The organism is Paenibacillus sp. FSL R10-2734, from assembly GCF_037963865.1.
Lineage (GTDB): Bacteria > Bacillota > Bacilli > Paenibacillales > Paenibacillaceae > Paenibacillus_AQ.
On sequence record NZ_CP150170.1, the window covers coordinates 314364 to 333475 of the forward strand.

The window sequence follows — 19112 nt, forward strand, 5'->3', positions numbered from 1 at the left end:
AGAGGAGATCTCTTTTCTAGTCACCAATCTTCTTATCATTCGTTTAATGACCTTCGGATTTAGGGTAATAATAAAGTAACTTGCTAATTCCCAGCAAAATCAAGAACATCCTGAATGAACCGGAGGTATTAAAAATGAACAAGTTCGACGCTATTATTATAGGTTTCGGTAAAGGTGGAAAGACTCTTGCCACAGAACTAGCTAATCGAAAATGGAAAGTAGCAGTGATTGAACGATCTAAAGAAATGTACGGTGGAACTTGTATTAACATCGCCTGTATCCCTACGAAATCCTTAGCTTATCAAGCCCATCAAGGCAAAGATTATGTAGAAGCGGTCCATAATAAGGATCAGCTTATTTCAGCTCTACGCCAGAAAAATTACGATAATCTAAATCAGAATGAAAATATAGAGATCATCAATGGAGAAGCTTCGTTCTTATCGGATCACGAAATTCAAGTGAAGGATGCCGGGGAAACGCGGATCGTAGCAGCCGACAAGATCTTCATTAATACAGGTGCTGAGACCATCATCCCTACTATTGACGGGATACAAAATAGTAAATTCGTCTATACCAGCACGTCAATTATGGATCTTAAGGAACTCCCAACTAAACTAGCCATCATTGGAGGTGGTTATATCGGTTTGGAATTCGCTTCGATTTACAGTCAATTCGGTTCACAGGTTACAGTGCTGGAGGGTTCCTCGAGATTCATTCCTAAAGAAGATCGAGATGTCGCAGACGCCGTGCTCCAAACCTTTACCAAAAAGAACATTGCGGTCAAACTGAATGCTAAGGTTACAGGACTGAAGGACGTAAGTGATGGAACAGTCATCTCCTTTACTATAGATGGTGCTGTGCAAGAGTTGAAAGTCGATGCTGTTCTGGTTGCTACAGGTAGAAAACCAAACACCCAGGGATTAAATTTAGAAGCAGCCGGTGTCGAAGTGACAGATCGGGGCGCCATTAAGGTGGACTCTACCCTTAGAACTACCGTTCCCCATATATGGGCACTCGGCGATGTGAAGGGCGGATTACAGTTTACCTATATCTCATTAGATGATTATAGAATTGTACGAAATGATCTCTTCGGCGATCATTCCCATACCGCAAAGGACCGCGACGTTGTTCCATACAGCGTATTCATTGATCCCCCGCTCTCCAGAGTAGGATTAAGTGAAGAAGCAGCAGCCGAACAAGGACTAGAAATTAAAGTGGCTAAATTGCCTACAGCAGCTATTCCACGCGCCCGCCTAATCAATGAAACCGAAGGCTTCCTGAAAGCAATCGTGGATGCAAAAACCAATAAAATTCTGGGAGCTACATTGTACTGTGCGGAGTCCAGTGAAGTCATTAACATCGTGAGTATGGCTATACAAACAGGGCAAAGCTTCACTTTTTTGAGAGATCATATCTTTACTCACCCTACGATGAGCGAAGCCCTAAATGATTTGTTCGCACAAATCAAAGAATAGCGAAACAAATTACATGTAGAACAAACAAAAAGACACCCGGCGGGTGTCTTTTACTTTTACTATATGACGCGATGCTGAACCCACTTCTTGCCCATAAAGCGCCGGAGGAATATAAATCCTCTAATTCCCCACTCACAGTTCATAGCTAACCAAACCCCAAGAAGACCGAAATTCAGAACAATACCTAAGATGTACCCGAGCACTACGCGGAACAACCACATAGTCAGCATCGAAACCATGGATGTAAACTTGGAATCACCCGCTGCTCTAAGCGCTGATGGTGTAATGAAGCTAATTGACCACAGTGGTATTTGCACGATTGTATTGATGAGTACAATCATGAATATATCTCCCACAATCTCGGCAGGTGGATGGAACATGGACACTATTGGATGGAAGAAAGGCATAACCAACAATCCCATCAACAGAAAGGAAAGGGACGCTGCTACGAGAAACGATTTAATAAATTTCCGAGCATCCTTAACGTTGTTATTCCCCATACACTGTCCGACTACTGTAATAATCGTCAACGACAGCGCATTAGCCGGAATTTGCATAATCCACGCAAAGGAAGAAGCGATAGCATTGGTCGCAAGCGCGTAGGTACCGAGACTGACAATAAAGATTTGTGTCAGAATCTTACCACCATTAAAGAACATCTGCTCCGCCGCAAATGGCATACCAATAGACATTATTTTTTTGAACATGGAAAATTGGATAACCAATAAGTCACGAATTCGAATATGCAGTTCATTGTCCATCCGGAACAGATAATACAGTGCACATATCGCTCCCAAATACCTAGCTATATTTATAGAAATGGTCATTCCCAGAACGCCCATATGCAAAAGGTTAATAAATACGAGATTCAAGAGGACGTAAACTAAATTCATAATTAGCGATAGCGCAAGCGAGGCTCTCGTCCTTCCTATTCCACGAAGAGCACCACACACTGCCTCTACCACAGCTATACCAAGATAGGAGATACAGCTCCCGATCAAATAGATTCGGGCATTGTGCATAACCTCCGGTGAGGCCGATCCAAATAGTAAGTTCAACAGTGGATTATGAAAAAGAATACCAAACATACCAATAGAAAATGCCATAAGGGAAACTGATGAAGTAGCACCTGCGGCAGCTTTTGACACCATAAGGCCATTACCGCTTCCTTTATACTGCGCTACGACAACCGTCCCACCTGTTGATACCGCGATAAACACACTAATGAGAAAAAGATTAAGGGAATCAATCATATTCACAGCACTGATAGCTGCCACACCCGACGAGCTGATCATGGCAGTATTCATTAGATTTAGCCCCACTATAAAGGCCTGATCCACCAGAACTGGGATGAATAAAGCAATGATATGGCGATAATCTAACGTATCACCTGAAAAATATTTCTCAAGAAACCGCACACTTCGCTTCGTATTTACATTTACATTAGGCTCCATCTTCGCTTCACTTCTTTTACATTAGAGTTATCCAAATTTGAAATATCCGTACAAATAGAAAAAGGCTCTTCAGGTTGAAGAGCAATTCGAAAGTACAGCTAATTTATATGCACTAAGATATGCGGTCGAGAGGACTCGAACCTCCACGGGGATTAACCCACACGGACCTGAACCGTGCGCGTCTGCCAATTCCGCCACGACCGCACAAATATAAACCAATCATGCAGTGCAGAATTTAAATTACCATGATTTCATAGAAAGAGCAATAGCAAAATTAATAAAAAAGTGTATCGATGCCCTCTCATAAAGACATCGACACACTTTTTCTATAGAATCGTCAAATTATGAAGCTTGCTCAAGCATACGGTAGATAATGACTGCCGCTTGAGCACGGTTAGCTATGCCCTTAGGTGCAAATTTGCCACCCTCAACACCGTTAACAATTCCCAATTGGGTCAATTGTGCTATAGCGTCCTGTGCATAAGGAGCAATACTGGACTTGTCTGCAAACTTGCCCAGTGCTGCATTCTTATCAATCGGCTGTAGCTTATCTTTCAATGCATTAGCAATCATAATGGCCATCTCTTCGCGAGTCACTTGACGGCCCGGTTCAAACTTACCATTTCCAGAGCCTTGTACAAGTCCAGCCTTCACCGCAGCAGCGATAGAATCCGTGTACCAAACTCCTTGTTTAACATCGTTGAATGCACTAGTTGCTCCCGAACCGCTCAGATTCAGCGCGCGTACCAGCATTGTAATAAATTCTGCACGGGTCACTGTTTTGGTTGGTGCAAAAGTATTTGCATCCAAACCTTTTATAATGCCCTTAGCAGCCAATGCTCGAATAGCTTCTTGCGCCCAGACTACCTTACCCAGATCTTTGAAGTCTGCTGCTGGAGCTTTAGTTGGCGCTGGGGTAGCCGTAGGTGCTACTGTTGGAGCTGGCGTTGCTGAAGGTTTTACAGTTGGAGTAGGTGTTGGAGTTACAATGGTAGAACCCCCGCCTGATTCAGCCTTCTCTTTGTTAGTAATACGACCTTCAATAGTCGCCTTGATCTCTTTGCGATCAAATGTCTTCACAATGTAATCGTAGAAAACATCCAAATCAATTGGACCAGCCAATGAATTCTTACCTTCAGTCAAAACCTTGTAGTTATCCCCACCCGCAGCCATAAAGTTATTCACGACTGCCGTATATTCCTGCTCAGGATTAATTGGTGTTCCGTTAGTCAGCGTAAGATTGGCAACGCGATCCTTTACTGGAAGATACATATTCGCTGTATATTTCAGTCCAGAAATTTGCAGCGTTTTGATATCTGATGTTCCGTCAGCTTTCACATTCCATTGCTGCTGAAGCAAGGTTTTGATCTGCGCTCCAGTTAGTGTCAGCTTCACAAGTGTGTTGCCGAACGGCTGGATTTTGGCAAGGTCTCCAAAGGTTACATCACCTTTCGGAAGATCCGCACGAATACCGCCTGGATTCATAAAGGCAAAATCAGCAGCCTTTGCACCATCACCGAAATCAGCGGTACGCATAGCGTCAGCGATCAGGTTGCCAAGCGCGGACTCTTTAGTATAAGCATCTGTACGAGTAATACTTCCATCTGTTGTACCCACTGGTTGGGTCAATTCCGGATGCTTCTCAAGGTATGCATTAACCAGTGCCACACTTTCTGGATCCGGTGTTACACCGTCGTGGAAGGTGGATGTTACTACAGCAGACTTCTCCTTCACATCACCTGTCTTAGGGTCAATGATCAGCTTGATATCTTCAAATGCTGTACCGTAAGAATACGCCTGTACAATCAGCTTGCCGTTTACCGTTCCGTTTGCCAGTGCATGGTTATCACCAGCAACGATAACGTCAACAGGGGAGTTCGCAGGAAGCGCTTTGGCCAGATCAGCAGCTTCACCTGTAGTTACTCCGTCTTTAGTTGAGGCTGGATCATGCGCAAGCACGATGATCGTCTCTACGCCCTTAGATTGGAGCTCCTTAGCATATGTCTCAACAGCCACTACTTCCTCTTTAGGCGTGAGGAAATATACGCCAGCTGTGCCTGAAGGTGAAACTTTGCTTGGAGTGGATTTGGTTACAAGACCTATAAAGCCGATCTTGACTCCACCCACTTCTTTGATCACATAAGGATTAATAATTGGTGGACCTGGTTTACCATCTGTTTTACCATAAACCGCATTAGCATTCACGTAATCAAAATCAGAACCAGCATGAATAACTTTGTTGTTCTTAGGATCAACACCACCATAAAGCTGTGTCATTAGTGCATCAACACCTTGATCGAACTCATGGTTACCTAAGGAACCTACATCAAATTTCATCATATTCATCCAAGCATGAGTCGGCTCATCACGCTCAAGTGAGGATACAGGTGCCGATGCTCCGACCGAGTCACCATTATGGAAGAGCAAAGAATTCTCATACTTTGCACGAGCTGCTTTCAAGTAAGTCGCAAGGTAGGCTGCTGTGCCTACAGACTTATTATTCACTGTAGAGACTGTGTCTAGTTGACCATGGAAGTCATTGATTCCAAGCAGGTGAACTTCTACATCCGTAGTAGGTGTAGGTGTCTTCACGCTTAGATCCAGTTTGAAGATACCGAAGCCATTATCGTCTTGCTGACCCGTATCGGATATGTTCGCCGGAAGTACCTTTGCTGCTTTAGGCGTTGTGGTGAACGTTACATTCACACTGCCCTTGATAGGTGACAAGGACCAGTTGCCATCAGCTGTAGGATCAATTGTTCCCGCTTCACTGATATAGTCCATCAAGACCTGACGATTCTCATCTTGAGAGTCCACTACCAATTCTGAGCCTTTAACACCCGGGAAGTTGCCACCACCGCTTGCGCGGTAATTGTTAGTGACAACAATGAAATCCCGATTAAGATCTAAAGGCTGATCGTTGTACGTCACTTCCGTTACACGACTCGATGAAGCATCATTAATGGAGCCATCCGGATTGTACTTCGCGTTTTTGGTTACATCAATTTTATATTGAACTCCATCGATTACATCAAAGTTAAAGACTTGGAATTTCGAGTTCAACAGAGGCTGCGGAGTTGAGATTCCAAGTTTGATGCGGTTAAATGCACCCGCGCTCATTTCCAACCATTCTTTTACAACAGAACCCTTAACCTTGATCGCTTTAAGCGTATTGTCGTATAAATAGAGGTCGCTTGCGCTACGGATAGTCAAGTTTCCTTTATCAATACTAGTGTATTCTTCTGGCCCGTTACGTCCTGCTTTAAAAGGAGCGCCCACACTCAGAATAGGTAGGTCCTTATATTGAGGAACATTGACATCAATATACTTCTGAACGTACCACTTCTGTGCATACGTTACGAGCTGAACCGTAGGATCGTCCTGAACCATTGCAAAATAGCTGTTCATCGGAGCTGTTGTAACACCCAGCTTTTGTTCAGTGTAAGCAATAGTAGCGTTATGCGCTGCCGCAACAGCATCATCTACAGCTGAATCAGGCTCTACCGTTGGAATATTTACTTTATTCTCTGTCTTATAGATAGAACGAGCTGAAGCTTTCGAGCTTTGTTTATCTACCTCCCAGCCGTTACTACCGTATACAATATTCAGATCAACTAGACCCAAATAAGCACCACCATAGCCAGCTTGTACAGCAGGCGTACCGTTAATGTGACCATTCACATTATCGATCTTAGCTTTCTCATTTGCATAAGGAAGCTTAGTATCCGGATCTTTGAACGAAGCATCCAGTGTGGTGTCATTTCCCGTTGGGAATACCTTATGGGTATGTGAGAACGTGATCGCATCAATACCTGGAACCTTACTCAAGGCGTTAATGTCATTCTCGGAACCATCACCTATAACAGCATTCACATCAAACCCAGTATGTGCCATAGCAACAATGACCTCTGCTCCAGCGGCTTCCATTTCTGGAACAAACTTCTCAGCTGTTGCGGCAATATCCTCAACAACAACTTTACCCTCCAGATTAACCTTATCCCACTCCATAATCTGTGGAGTGACCAGACCGATCAAGCCGACTTTAATCGTTTGTTCTTGACCAGTACTATCTTTTACTTTTTTATGGAGAATAACATAAGGAGTAAAGGCATTCGTGCCATCTGTTTTATATATATTCGCATTCACATAATCAAAATTTGCACCGGTAGTTTCCTTATTACCAACGCTACCGTTTATAGTACGATCTAAAAATTGCAATCCATAATTAAATTCATGATTCCCAAAAGTCGCAGCGTTATATCCCATAGCATTCATGGCCGCAATCATCGGATGAATCTCATTAGGATCTTTCAGTTCCGATTTCTTCGCCACGTACGTACCTAGCGGGGTTCCTTGAATCAAGTCCCCATTGTCGAGCAGGAGGTTGTTGGGTTGTTCGCCTCTTGCTTGTTTCACCAGACTTGCCGTGCGGTCAAGACCGACGGTTACAGAGGGTGCCCCCTTAAAATAATCCCAACCATACACATTGGTGTGCACATCCGTTGTGCTCATTAAACGGAGCTCAACCTTTGCACCAGAAGCAGGTGAAGCAGCTACCTTATCCGGACTCCAAACTGTACCCAGAACGACTCCGCCTAGTACCTGTGCTGAAAGCACTGCAGTTGCTAGTACAGAAGCGAGTGGCTTGTTCCATCGTGTCTTCCATCCCATAAAAATTTAGTCCTCCCTATCATTTCTACATATTTTCTGTGATATTATATCACACAGAATTGACGAAATAGTTTGTATTTGTAAAATTGATATAAAAGTATGTTAAATATAATAACATGATAGGAAAGGCCTACGTCATATTTTTATTTTATTAGATCAAGAGTCTCTAGACATACAAAAAAACACATCTTATACAGATGCGTCCTAAAATAATCGTATATTTAAATTCTAGAAACGTCGAATCTTTGTCCAATGATACCCCTCTTAAGACCCACTCATGATGGCAGTAAGCCCAAAACAAATTGCAGTCACTAAGGATAACGGTGTCATCACAAGTCTTTCTTTTTTACTCGTCGATAATAAATTCATTACGGTATTGAGAATTAGATAGACTGCAAAAAAATAACATATCCCTCGATCAAAAGGTAATCCAAAAGAAATCACGTTGCCTGCCTGCAGCAAGTACAAGATTGCAATCAGCTGAACAACTACTGAAATTGCACACGCAACTCTCATTTTTGGAGGCATGACTTTATATTTTCCTCCCATTGCAAATTCACCATAGGGGAATCCTAGTGACAATAATATGTAAGAAATCGCCGCTCCCGCAAAAATAATACTTCCTACCCATGCAGATAACATTTTTCCACCTCCATTAATAACTCCACTGTAGATTCTATGAGTGTAACGAACGATTATTATAATTTACGGGTATTTCAACATATCCGCTTGTTGTCTGAACGATATGATGAACCAGCACAAGCAACACCAGAATATCTGAGTAATATATTATTAAATAGACCAATGAGGTGATCCACAAATGGCAAACAGAGCAAAGATTCGCAAGCGAGCCGAACAGCTTAAAGGTAGACCCGTGTGTATTACGCTTCATGATGGGCGTACGTATGTTGGATGGATAACTGGCCTCGATAAGGATGGATTAACCCTTTCCAAACCACGTAAAAATAAAAACAAAAAATCAAAAAGACGCACTCATTCCCGCTCTCAGAAAGCAAATGTATCTGGACTCATGCCGTTATTCGGATCACTTCTCGGAATGGGAGGGGGAGCTGCGGGGGCTATCGATGCTGCAAGTTCAGGTCCTTCAGGATTCGGTAGAATTATGGGCTTCGTAGGGATGATACAAAGAACAATGCCAGTTGTGAAGATGGGCTACAATATGATTAAATCTATTTCCCCCTTCCTTAACGGACTAAAGGGATTAATGGGATAGCCTACTAAACGAATATACTTAGACATAAAAGACACCCCGCAAGGTGTCTTCTTTATTGTCCTTTTATGGCCTATCTTTTTACGACAGCAAAGTTATCCTGAATAAGCAGCCAGTTCTGCGGAAAAGGTAGTCCCAGCTTCCAATAGCTGATTGCCCGAAGACCCAGCTCTTTTAATAAATCAAATTTGGCCTGAATAGATCTGGCATCTTCAAACCATACCTTATGAGCTTTACCTGAATCATCTGTATATTGAACCTCTCATCACTAAAGTGACGAGATTCCTAAGTACAGAAGTCTACAGACTTCTAATGGATTAGGCTATCTCCGCAGTTCCTGCGGTTATCCATCTGACGTTTTATTCAGACAGAAGTCTTAGTCCTTCGTTCAGAATATTTTTGCTGGCATTGTCATCTCTATCGTGTGTAGCATGGCATTCTGGACATACCCATTCGCGCAAGTTGAGGTTCTTAACGTCTTTGTTCTTGTACCCGCAGCACGAACATCGTTGGCTTGATGCAAACGTCTTACCTACTGCGACGACTTGCTTCTCATACCACTCTGCTTTGTACTCCAGCATCGTTCTGAATTGCGACCAGGATACTTCACTGATCGCTTTCGCTAATTTGCCATATTCGAGCATCTTCTTCACTTGCAAGTCCTCAATTGCAATGATGTCGTGGTTTTTGACAATATGCGTTGAGACCTTATGTAAATAGTCAGCCCTCGAATTGGCCATATGCTCGTGTATTTTGGCAACTTTGATGCGCTGTTTGTTCCAATTAGAACTTCCTTTCGTTCTTCTTGTGAGAATACGCTGCGCCTTGGCAAGCTTCTCTTCCAACGTCCGAAAAAACTTAGGATTTCGAAATACTTCGCCGTTTGAGAGGATCGCAAAGTTTTTTAGACCCATATCGATCCCGACGGATGAATCCGTCTTTGGCAAAGGCTCCACATCTACCTCCGCAAGTATAGACACGAAATACTTACCTGCTGGATTCCGCCTAAGGGTAGCACTCAGAATTCGTCCTTTTATTTCTCTAGACTTTGCGAATGGAACACATCCAAGCTTAGGAAGCTTGATCTTGTGACCGACAATAGCGATGTTGTTGTTTGTGAAGTGGGTTTGATACGACTGAAGAGGATTCTTTTTGCTCTTGAATTTAGGGGCATCGTTTTGCTTCTGGTAGAATCGACTGTAAGCATCAGTAAGATGCCGCAGTGCGTTTTGAAGTGCAAATTTATCAGGCTCTTGTAGCCATTCCTTCGTTCGTTTGAGTAATGTAAGTTCAGCAGAGCATTTCCCATACGACAACCCTTTTCCTGTATCTTTATAGGCTTCATTCCATCTGTTCAGAAAGTGATTGAACACAAACCGACTACAGCCAATCGTTTTATGGATCAGCAGCTGTTGTTCTGCGTTTGGATAAATGCGGAACTTGTACGCTTTATGCGTCAGCATGGCTTCACTTCACTTTCTGATTTCGGATGTACTCTCGTATTTGCGATTCCGTATTTTCGCTAACGGTAGCAATGAAGTATGAGCGGTTCCACAGATTTCCCTCCCATAGCTTCTCTTTAAGATCAGGAAATTCTTTGAATAGCAGTCTGGCAGATACACCTTTAAGTGCTTTGATCATGCTCGGTATAGAATGTTGTGGAGAGCACTCAATCAGCAGATGTACGTGGTCTTCATCGCTTTTCATCTCGCTGATGGAGAAGTTATTATCTAATGCAATTTGACTCCATATTTCTTTTAGTCTTACATCCAATTTGCCCTGAAGCACCTTGTGACGATACTTTACACACCATACAATATGATACTGGATAGAGTAAACATATCCTCGACCAAACTTTACTTCTGACATCTTATCACCTCTAGATATATCATAACATATGTAGTAGTAATTATTTGATATAATCATGTCATATGGCAACTTTATTGCTTAAATAATTTAACATGTGTCGCACAAATAACATGTCTATAACACGCCTTGTCCGAAGTTTTCTAACTCACGACTAAAGTCACGGGTTTGCGAAAACTATTCTATCAACAATCTGACCGTGTGTCCTGTAGTCATGAGCAGTGTACCAAGCTCCCGTCTGGGTTGCGCTTGTTTTGGGCGCTAAAGCGGTCGACAACAAGAACCCTTCTGCATGGATGCGGTCTGTTGCCTTTCGCAGAAAAATATTATAGGCCTCACGATCCGCGGGCTTTAAATACTCAAAGTCAAAATGGATATCTCGGAAATTTAACTGCTTCGCTTGGCTGATGATATTGTCCAACAACCGATTCTGAATCACTTCATCATTCAAAATAATGCTCCCCAGCTCGGAGCTAAACTGAGCATTTTCCAAATTGGTCAATACCATCATTAAAGTCACCCTATATTGCCTGGCTATCGAATAGAAATCATCCAGAGGCGGTGCTTCTAAAGAACCGTCGCGCTGAACTTCAAAACTAAATGGCGCAAGATAAGTAAGGTCCGGTGCAGCTTCTATGGCGGCATCTTTTAAGTTCTCGGACACCTCCTCCTCTCTTGGCTCAATATAGGCGTTAATTTCAGCAGCACGTTTAGGTTTGGGTGGGATATATAGACGAAGTCCTATTTTCAATTGTTGATTTAAAGATAACCGATTAACATCTGCCAGCGTGTTGATGTTAATTCCAAACCTTCGAGCGATGCTATAGAGGCTATCACCAGATTGAACCCAATAATACGAACCAACGATGGGAATAACCAAAGCTTGCCCCACCACTAGCATGCTTGGCGCCGACAGCTCATTAGCCTCGGTAATTGTATCCATCGAAACTCTATAGGCCTCTGCAATGCCGTATAAAGTTTGACCCGGTAGCACGACATGAATTTGCATATTCCACCCTCTTCATCGGTCTATAAACCGAAATATACCCTTATTTTATTCGGGTCGCCTAAGGGTATGATCAAAAATATAATCCAATGCATACAAATCCACTGAATGGGAAGACTATCCGCGATCTAGTCCGCGAATTTGAGAACGGCAACGCTTATGTGAATGTACACACTATTCAACATTCAGATGGGGAAATTCGCGGACAAGTTTTTTAGTAGATCTCATTCAGACGTAGACAAGCACCCATCCATTGGATCGGTGCTTGTCTGTGTGCGATATTATGACTGCCTAAGCAATCGCTTTAACAGTCTACCCGCAGATCTTAACCGCGGACGCTTGAGATGCTCCTGTACATAGCGGTAGTCCGTCAACTCAACGCTAGCATCTCGGATCGCATAAGCAAAATCATCATCAAAGGGGAGACGGTATTCCCATACCCGTTTCTCCCAATGTGGTATATTTGCTCGCATCCACGGATCGTCGATTCCGGGATGAATATAGGTCTCACTAACACCACTAGGTAATGAATACAGCTTGGCGATCATGGATTGTTTGAAACGATCGTACGTCTCACCTTCCTCCACCCCAAAAGGATGCGACAACAAGTAATCAGGAATCGGAACTCCAAGTGTATCGGCCAGCCCTGCTCCAAGTGCGACTGGACGTTCGATATTTTTCAATGAACTTAGAAGTGGATCCTCTGCATGGATGTACCGAAAGAATCGTGAGGGCAGTCTCCAGCGCGAAATTTTCCACAACGTCTGCGGAAGCAAGCTGCGTCCCGTTTCCATTCCGTATAAGCTTCCCATATGGTTGTCTACATGGCTTATCACGATTCCCGATTGTTTCACTCGCGTGTACTGTGCATCAATCTCCTTCAGTACAGCTTTTGTGAGCGCCCCCTGCTCGAACGCTTTCACCGTCTTATATTGATGTCCCCTCTCGTCATGGAGAGAAGAATCGCCGGTTAGACTGCTCCAGCGCAAGGCCTCAAACTCACTAGTCATCGTCAAATGAAGGCCCACATTCCGTTGCTGCCTGCGGCTACACCATGCAGCAGCCTCCTCGAATCCAGGGGCCACCGCCATTATCGTCGCTGAGGATACTTTTCCCTCTTCTAATAGATGCATAATCGCCTGATTCATGGCAGGGCTTTGCCCAAAATCATCACAGTTGATGATTAATCTTTTGCTCATAGTCAGCATCACCTCTCAATTGCCCCGTAAATGTGAATTTAATAGTAAAAGATATGACAACAGATATGGCTAGCAGACATAGCGGCACCACACTTATTAAATACCGGAACGTTGCTTCTGGATCAGACCCTGGGTCATCCCCACCTTTATAACCAAAGATCATACCTACAACGAAAAAAGCCAGCGCCGAGATTAACCCGCTTGAACGAGTAATGAATCCGCTTACAGCCGTGTAAATCCCTTCTCTTCTCAGACCTGTCTTCTCCGCATCCTCATCAATAATTTTGCCGCCTACTATCGCTGGGGTTACTAGAAATCCCGCTAATCCGAATCCCACAACAATGCCAGCAGCCACACCACTTACGAGATCATAACCAAACCATAGCGGAATTACAGATAGAGCATATAGGATCAGAGATAGCCGCCAAGCCTTGACTCCATCCATCTTACGAATAATCCAGTACCACACAAACACTAACGGAATCACCGAGACAAAGACAGCCGCGAGCATGATAGACACCTGCGCTTCTGAAATATGTAGTACATATTTTGCATAAAAAGGAATCATCGAGCTTACAAGTCCATTAACCGTTTGGGCAAAAGAGTTCGAAATATTAAACACCCAGAACTTCTTATTCCGAATCGTCTCCCGAAAAGCCGGAATGAGCTTCAATGGCTCTGCCTTAGTAGACTCCTTCTTCTCTTGGACATTCATCATACATAAGAACATAAATACCCCAAAGAGACAGGCATACACAATAGCCATATTAGAGAAGTTAATCGCTGCAAAAAGAATTGGAGTTACGGCTGTGCCGATTAACAGTGCAACCACTTGGTATCCTTGCTGGATGGCAGAAGCTTTTGCCCGAATACGATCTCCACGAAATAGCTCCGGAAGGAGTGCACCATAATTCACCCACAATACCGTAGCAACGGCCTCATAGAAAATAAGGGTCACTAGAAACCAAGTGAAGAGTCCATTTTCAGATAATCCACCGGGAGGGGAAAACACTAGCACAAATGACAGCATAAATAGCGGAATCGAGCCGAATACCCAGGGTCTACGCCGACCATAACGGGTATTTGTGCGATCTGACCAGTATCCAAATAACGGGTTATTCACCGCATCCCAGATTAGAAAGATTGTTCTAGCTAGGGTAGCAAGTCCAATGCCCAGACCCAACTTCTCCACATAAAAATAGCTGTAAAAAGAACTAAATGCCTGACTGGGAACCATCATCGCAAACATTCCTAAAGCAAAGGTGTACGGCGAATTCATCCATTTATGCTTCACTCACATACCTCCCTTATGATAATGATCTAGTTGTAATATATTACCACATCCTCTACACCAACCCAAACTAAAGTAATAGAAATAGCGAAAGGGGATGTCCTAATAGCCATGAAAATGACTATTGGACATCCCCTTCTGGACACTCAATGGCGCCGAACAGCAGCTATGCTACACCGGAATTCCTGATTACAAAAATACGATCATGGAAAGGATGAACATAAATACTACACCTACAAGCATTGGCACAGATGTACGTTTTACGATCTCAATCGGATTCTTTTTAACAGAGCCAGCTACGATAAGAACAACAGCCGCCACCGGAGAAACTGCTCTAAGCAGGTTACCTGCTAGACCCATTGGCACTGTAACTGCAATCGGATTAATACCCGCAGCGTTAGCTAGTGGCACTAGTAAAGGAATCATCGAATAGAAGAGCGCTGTACCACTACCACTCAGAATAACGATAAGAGCCGTCAAAGCAACGAGAATGAGTGGAAGAATAAATCCAAGGCTGGAGCCGTGAATACCAGTCATCGCTGTTTCCAAGGATTCAATAAGTCCAATTGATTTCAACCCTGTAACGAATACAGAAGCCGCAACCAGCAGAACAACAATCGGAACTGCGCTGCCCATACCTTTAAAGAAATGCTCCGTACCATCTAGCACTTGCTTTGCATTCTTTTTACGGATTAATTCACACACAATGGCAATAGCGAAGGATAATAAAGCAACAACCTCAACGCTTATATTGATAGTCATATCAGATACAGATTGAAGTATAAATATTACGATCAAAAACACGATTGGAAGCACTGGAAGCAAGGCGTAAACCGTTGTAAACAGCTTTCCACCTTCCACTAGCTTAACATCCTTTAGTTCAACTTCTGCGTGTTCTGTGTCGACTCCCATCTTTTTATCCATACGCTTCTGCCAAAAATAATGCACAACAGCCATTACTAATAAAGTAGGGATGGATACTAGCGCATGGTAACGGAATACATAATCAGTAACGGTCAAGCCAGCAAAAGCAGCATGCTGTGCTAATTCAGTCGCTACCGCAACATTATCCCCACCCATTGGGGTTGGTACGATAGTCGCGGATGTAGCAATAATCGCAGCCGCTGATAAAGTGGACATTCCCGCTTTTTTCAATACAGGAAATAATGTTGCCAGTAAAATAATCGCTAGGTTTGAGGCACTAGGTATAACAAGAGACAATAAATTTCCTAGTAAAAAGACTACTGGCACAAGAATATAAACCGATTTAATCTTACCCAGTGGTTTCGTTAATACATTGACGGTTACATCATTCGCATTAATATAGGACATGTATGCTGTGTATCCACCCAGAATAAGAATGATAAAACCAGCAGAAGTAAGTGACGATTTAAACTGGTCCGCTATAGCTACCAAAGGATCTAACCATACCGCACCCGAAGATTCAAAGCCTTTAGCACCAATTCCATTGCCCATTCCTAATCCAATGAACATTAGTACAATACCGATAAAGAATAGTGTAATTTTAATATCCATCTGCTTGATCAACATATATACAATAATAATAATCGCCAGAATCGCTGAGCCGTACATGATTATGTCCATCCCGCTGTTCCCCCATTTAGTTGTTAGTTAGTTTGTTAGTTACACTTTCTCAAGCTATCCAATAGCCATTCTCTAAATAATTGCTGATCGATATCAAGACATACTTTGGCATTATTAGGTTTACCTAAATATCCTTTCAAATCAACGACTGTAGTTCCTGCTGTCATACTGCCGTTCAGTTCGATATCCACGTGAGTATCAACCGTTTCAAACATCTCTGGTTTTAACAAATAAGCAATTGCACAGCTATCATACATTTTTAAGCCCGTCTTCATACTGCCGCCACGGTACCGCTTAAAGAGGCTGTGGATCATTTTTCCGACATCGTTCATGTTTTCTAATTGGGCCGAATCTTCTGGTAATACAAGCGCTTTCCATCCAACATCTAAACCAGCCATAACAATCGGAAGTCCACTATCAAACACAATTTTTGCAGCTTCCGGATCCACATGAATATTAAATTCAGACATTACACCCATATTTCCTCTAGAGGCTGATCCCCCCATTAGAACGATTTCTTGAATGTTATTTTTTACTTCTGGGTAAATTTTAAACAATAACGCAATATTCGTAAGCGGTCCGATCGGAACAAGCGTAATCGGGGTTGTACTTTCTTTAATCACTTTATACATTGCGTTGACCGCATTATCTTCAAGCAGGAGATCATTTGTAGGCTCTTCAAAATCAAAACCTTCCATTCCGCTAACACCATGCACATTACTCGCATCTTGAGGTGTTCTAATCAGTGGGGCAGCCGCTCCCATGGCAACCGGAACTTCCTTTTTGAAATATTTCAGCAGCTTTAATGCATTATTTGTTACTTTGTCTACGCCTACATTCCCTGCTACAGTTGTGATCAGCTTGACATCAAGCTCTTCACTGTACAAAGCAATGGCTATGGCGACTGCATCATCAATCCCAGGATCTGTATCAATAATAATCGGTCTTTTCAACATATAATTCATCCTCCAATTGGTTATTAATTTTATATAATTAATTCACAAATTTAACCATTCCGTGGCCAAAATCCTTATTAGGACGTTGAATAAACCCGAATTTCTCGTAGAATTTCTCTGTATTCGGCGTAGCCATTAAACCTATATATGCGTTCTCACACGCTTTTTCCTGAATGTAAGTCATTAAGGAATGCATGATAGTATAACCAATCGATTGATTCTGGTATTCAGGATCAACTACCACATCCTTAATGAAGAACACAATTCTATCGTCACCTACAATTCGGCCAATCCCAATTGCTCTATCATCATCAAATATGACAACTGAAAATAATGTTTTTTCTAATGCCTGTGCGACATCTTCTAATAAATACTCTTGGAAATCGACTTTTCGGCGAAGCTCAGCATAAATCTGAGGTGTTAGTACGTTTGGTTCTTTTCTAAGCATTCAAGAATCGCCTCCTTGTATACCCTCAGCCCATGAATTGTTTCAGCTCTTCTAATGAGGGCATCCCTCCTTGAGCTCCAAATTTCGTTACTGAAAGGCTGGCTGCATAAGTCGCATGATAACAAGCATCATGAAAGTCATAACCTTTATCAAGAAAATAGCTTAAGGCGCCATTAAATGTATCCCCTGCACCCGTAGTATCTACTGCTTGAACCTTTGGTGCTTTGATAAAAGTACTTTCCCCATTTTTGTAATAAGCAATTCCATCTTTTCCGTTTGTGATAATTAATTTTTCTTTGTATTCTTCGCGAAAATCAGGAGATTTCATAAGCATTTCTGCTTCATGCTCGTTCGGAGTCAAATACGTTATCATGGGCCACCATTCGGATGGAAACTCCTGATATGGCGCAGGATTAAGTATCGTAATTGCCCCACTATTGGAAGCTATCTCTAGAGCCTTCTCCACACTATTCATAGGAATTTCTAATTGAAGAACAACTACATCGCTTTTCTCAATCTGCTCTCTGCACGCTTCAATATCTTGGGGAGTCAGTTCATAGTTGGCTCCTGGAACAACAATAATTAAATTGTCACCTTCTGAAACAATAACGGATGAAACTCCTGTAGAGGAATGTGGAACCGGTTCCACATTCTCGAAAAAAATAGATTCTTTTTTAAGATGTGACAAGTATTGTTCACCAAAACTGTCCCCGCCTACACGGCCTATCATATGAACCGAGCCGCCCAACCTAGAAGCCGCAACCGCTTGATTTGCACCTTTACCACCAAATTGATGATGGAATTCCCGGCCAATAACGGTTTCGCCAAGTCCTGGATATCGATCTACAATAGATGTGAAATCCATGTTTAAACTACCAATTACTGTAATCATTATTTATGTCTCCTTTTATGTTGAATCCCTTACAATAAGTTTTGCATCAAAGCTAAAGTGTTGGGCGCCTTTGATATTACCTTTAATAATGTCTAGCAGCAATTCACCACTTTTAATACCAATCTGTTCAATGGGCTGCTCCATAGTGGTCAGCTCAGGAGTAATTGTTGTACCCCATTCGATGCCATCAAAGCCAATCACTTTTATTTGATCTGGTATTTTAATTTTTAGTTTGGCTAAAGCTTTTATGATACCCACAGCCATAATGTCGTTTCCTGCAAAAATGCCATCTATATCTGGATTCTCAGCTAATAAATCTATGATTACCTGAAATGACGTCATTAATTCATAATTACCACAGGCTATAATTTGTGTTAATCCTTGCGCTGATGTTTCATCGCGATAGCCGCGAAGGCGTTCTTCAGAGGTGTAAACACCATGCGGCCCCTTTACATGGACAATCTTTGAGCAGCCTCGCTGAACCAGGTAGCGAACCGCCTCGCGTGCATTCTTATAATTATTGACTGTAATGGATGGGATATTATCACTGATAATTCTGTCGATAGCGACAATTGGCATCGATAGCTTTGCTAAATGTTCTTTCTTAATCTTGTCTGAAACAATAATAAGGCCAGCCGCATATCCTGTTTTCATAGTTTCGATAAAATCAGAGACACGGTCTAATTGGTCATCACTATTGAATAACAAAGCAGAATACCCTTGACTAATTAGCGTTTTTTCAACAGCTCTAAATAGTTGTGGGAAAAATGGATTTGTAATGTCTGGAATAATAAAGCCAATAGATTTGGACTGCTTTTTATAGAGACTCCGAGCTACCGCATTGGGACTGTAATTTAAAGCATCTATTGCTTGCTCCACTTTCGCCCGACTATCCGCTCCCACGTACCCTTGATTATTCAGGACTCTAGAAACCGTAGCTACTGAAACCTTTGCATATTTTGCAACATCATAAATTGTTGTCAAATCAAGAGACCTACTTTCCATACGTTGGGATACC

At 42.5% G+C, this 19112-nt stretch carries 15 protein-coding genes, 1 tRNA gene and 2 pseudogenes; 3 read left to right on the forward strand and 15 right to left on the reverse strand.

What is annotated here, in order from left to right; translation table 11 throughout:
- The first annotated feature begins 134 nt into the window (after nt 1-134).
- Nucleotides 135-1475 carry an FAD-dependent oxidoreductase gene (locus tag NSS67_RS01465; protein WP_339318017.1) on the forward strand — a complete coding sequence of 447 codons (1341 nt, stop codon included), beginning with the start codon at nt 135-137 and terminating at the stop codon, nt 1473-1475.
- A 59-nt stretch (nt 1476-1534) separates the two neighbouring features.
- Here the strand turns inward: NSS67_RS01465 and NSS67_RS01470 are convergent, their stop codons facing one another.
- From NSS67_RS01470 to NSS67_RS01485, 4 genes are all read right to left on the reverse strand, one after another.
- Nucleotides 1535-2929 (reverse strand): MATE family efflux transporter, encoded by a 1395-nt coding sequence (locus tag NSS67_RS01470; RefSeq protein ID WP_339318018.1) that lies wholly within the window; start codon nt 2927-2929, stop codon nt 1535-1537.
- 120 nt (nt 2930-3049) lie between these two features.
- A tRNA-Leu gene (locus NSS67_RS01475) sits at nt 3050-3133 on the reverse strand.
- Nucleotides 3134-3271: 138 nt separating this feature from the next.
- Nucleotides 3272-7600: a bifunctional 2',3'-cyclic-nucleotide 2'-phosphodiesterase/3'-nucleotidase gene (locus NSS67_RS01480; RefSeq protein ID WP_339318019.1), complete on the reverse strand. Its 4329-nt coding sequence runs from the start codon at nt 7598-7600 to the stop codon at nt 3272-3274.
- A 264-nt stretch (nt 7601-7864) separates the two neighbouring features.
- Nucleotides 7865-8242, reverse strand: coding sequence for a hypothetical protein (locus NSS67_RS01485; protein ID WP_339318020.1), 378 nt, complete (start codon nt 8240-8242; stop codon nt 7865-7867).
- Between the two features lie 178 nt (nt 8243-8420).
- Here NSS67_RS01485 and NSS67_RS01490 point away from each other — a divergent pair, with 178 nt between their 5' ends.
- Complete coding sequence (locus NSS67_RS01490) at nt 8421-8834, forward strand: hypothetical protein (RefSeq protein ID WP_339318021.1); 414 nt, start codon at nt 8421-8423, stop codon at nt 8832-8834.
- A gap of 70 nt (nt 8835-8904) precedes the next feature.
- On the opposite strand, the pseudogene NSS67_RS01495 reads toward NSS67_RS01490, so the two are convergent.
- From NSS67_RS01495 to NSS67_RS01510, 4 genes and pseudogenes are all read right to left on the reverse strand, one after another.
- Nucleotides 8905-9084, reverse strand: a pseudogene (locus NSS67_RS01495) (spore gernimation protein); the annotation flags it as partial.
- 106 nt (nt 9085-9190) lie between these two features.
- A complete protein-coding gene (tnpB, locus tag NSS67_RS01500) occupies nt 9191-10291 on the reverse strand; it encodes an IS200/IS605 family element RNA-guided endonuclease TnpB (protein WP_339320470.1) in 1101 nt (366 codons plus the stop codon).
- 7 nt (nt 10292-10298) lie between these two features.
- Nucleotides 10299-10700 carry an IS200/IS605 family transposase gene (gene tnpA / locus NSS67_RS01505; RefSeq protein ID WP_339318022.1) on the reverse strand — a complete coding sequence of 134 codons (402 nt, stop codon included), beginning with the start codon at nt 10698-10700 and terminating at the stop codon, nt 10299-10301.
- 172 nt (nt 10701-10872) lie between these two features.
- Nucleotides 10873-11706, reverse strand: a pseudogene (locus tag NSS67_RS01510) (LysM peptidoglycan-binding domain-containing protein); the annotation flags it as partial.
- 86 nt (nt 11707-11792) lie between these two features.
- Between NSS67_RS01510 and NSS67_RS01515 the strand changes: the two are divergent.
- On the forward strand, nt 11793-11921 hold the full coding sequence (locus NSS67_RS01515; RefSeq protein WP_339318023.1) for a CHRD domain-containing protein: 129 nt from the start codon (nt 11793-11795) through the stop codon (nt 11919-11921).
- A gap of 63 nt (nt 11922-11984) precedes the next feature.
- Here the strand turns inward: NSS67_RS01515 and NSS67_RS01520 are convergent, their stop codons facing one another.
- The 7 genes from NSS67_RS01520 to NSS67_RS01550 form a co-directional block, all read right to left on the reverse strand.
- Nucleotides 11985-12902, reverse strand: coding sequence for a polysaccharide deacetylase family protein (locus tag NSS67_RS01520; RefSeq protein ID WP_339318024.1), 918 nt, complete (start codon nt 12900-12902; stop codon nt 11985-11987).
- Nucleotides 12874-14196: an MFS transporter gene (locus tag NSS67_RS01525; protein WP_339318025.1), complete on the reverse strand. Its 1323-nt coding sequence runs from the start codon at nt 14194-14196 to the stop codon at nt 12874-12876. The genes NSS67_RS01520 and NSS67_RS01525 overlap by 29 nt, the downstream gene beginning before the upstream one ends.
- A gap of 186 nt (nt 14197-14382) precedes the next feature.
- Nucleotides 14383-15798 (reverse strand): C4-dicarboxylate transporter DcuC, encoded by a 1416-nt coding sequence (gene dcuC, locus NSS67_RS01530; protein WP_339318026.1) that lies wholly within the window; start codon nt 15796-15798, stop codon nt 14383-14385.
- A 35-nt stretch (nt 15799-15833) separates the two neighbouring features.
- Complete coding sequence (gene rihC / locus NSS67_RS01535) at nt 15834-16754, reverse strand: ribonucleoside hydrolase RihC (protein ID WP_339318027.1); 921 nt, start codon at nt 16752-16754, stop codon at nt 15834-15836.
- A gap of 37 nt (nt 16755-16791) precedes the next feature.
- On the reverse strand, nt 16792-17202 hold the full coding sequence (locus NSS67_RS01540; RefSeq protein WP_339318028.1) for a GNAT family N-acetyltransferase: 411 nt from the start codon (nt 17200-17202) through the stop codon (nt 16792-16794).
- A 25-nt stretch (nt 17203-17227) separates the two neighbouring features.
- Nucleotides 17228-18094: a ribokinase gene (gene rbsK / locus NSS67_RS01545; protein ID WP_339318029.1), complete on the reverse strand. Its 867-nt coding sequence runs from the start codon at nt 18092-18094 to the stop codon at nt 17228-17230.
- 15 nt (nt 18095-18109) lie between these two features.
- Entirely contained in the window at nt 18110-19099 is a 990-nt protein-coding gene (locus tag NSS67_RS01550) for a LacI family DNA-binding transcriptional regulator (protein ID WP_339318030.1), read from the reverse strand.
- Between the last annotated feature and the right edge of the window lie 13 nt (nt 19100-19112).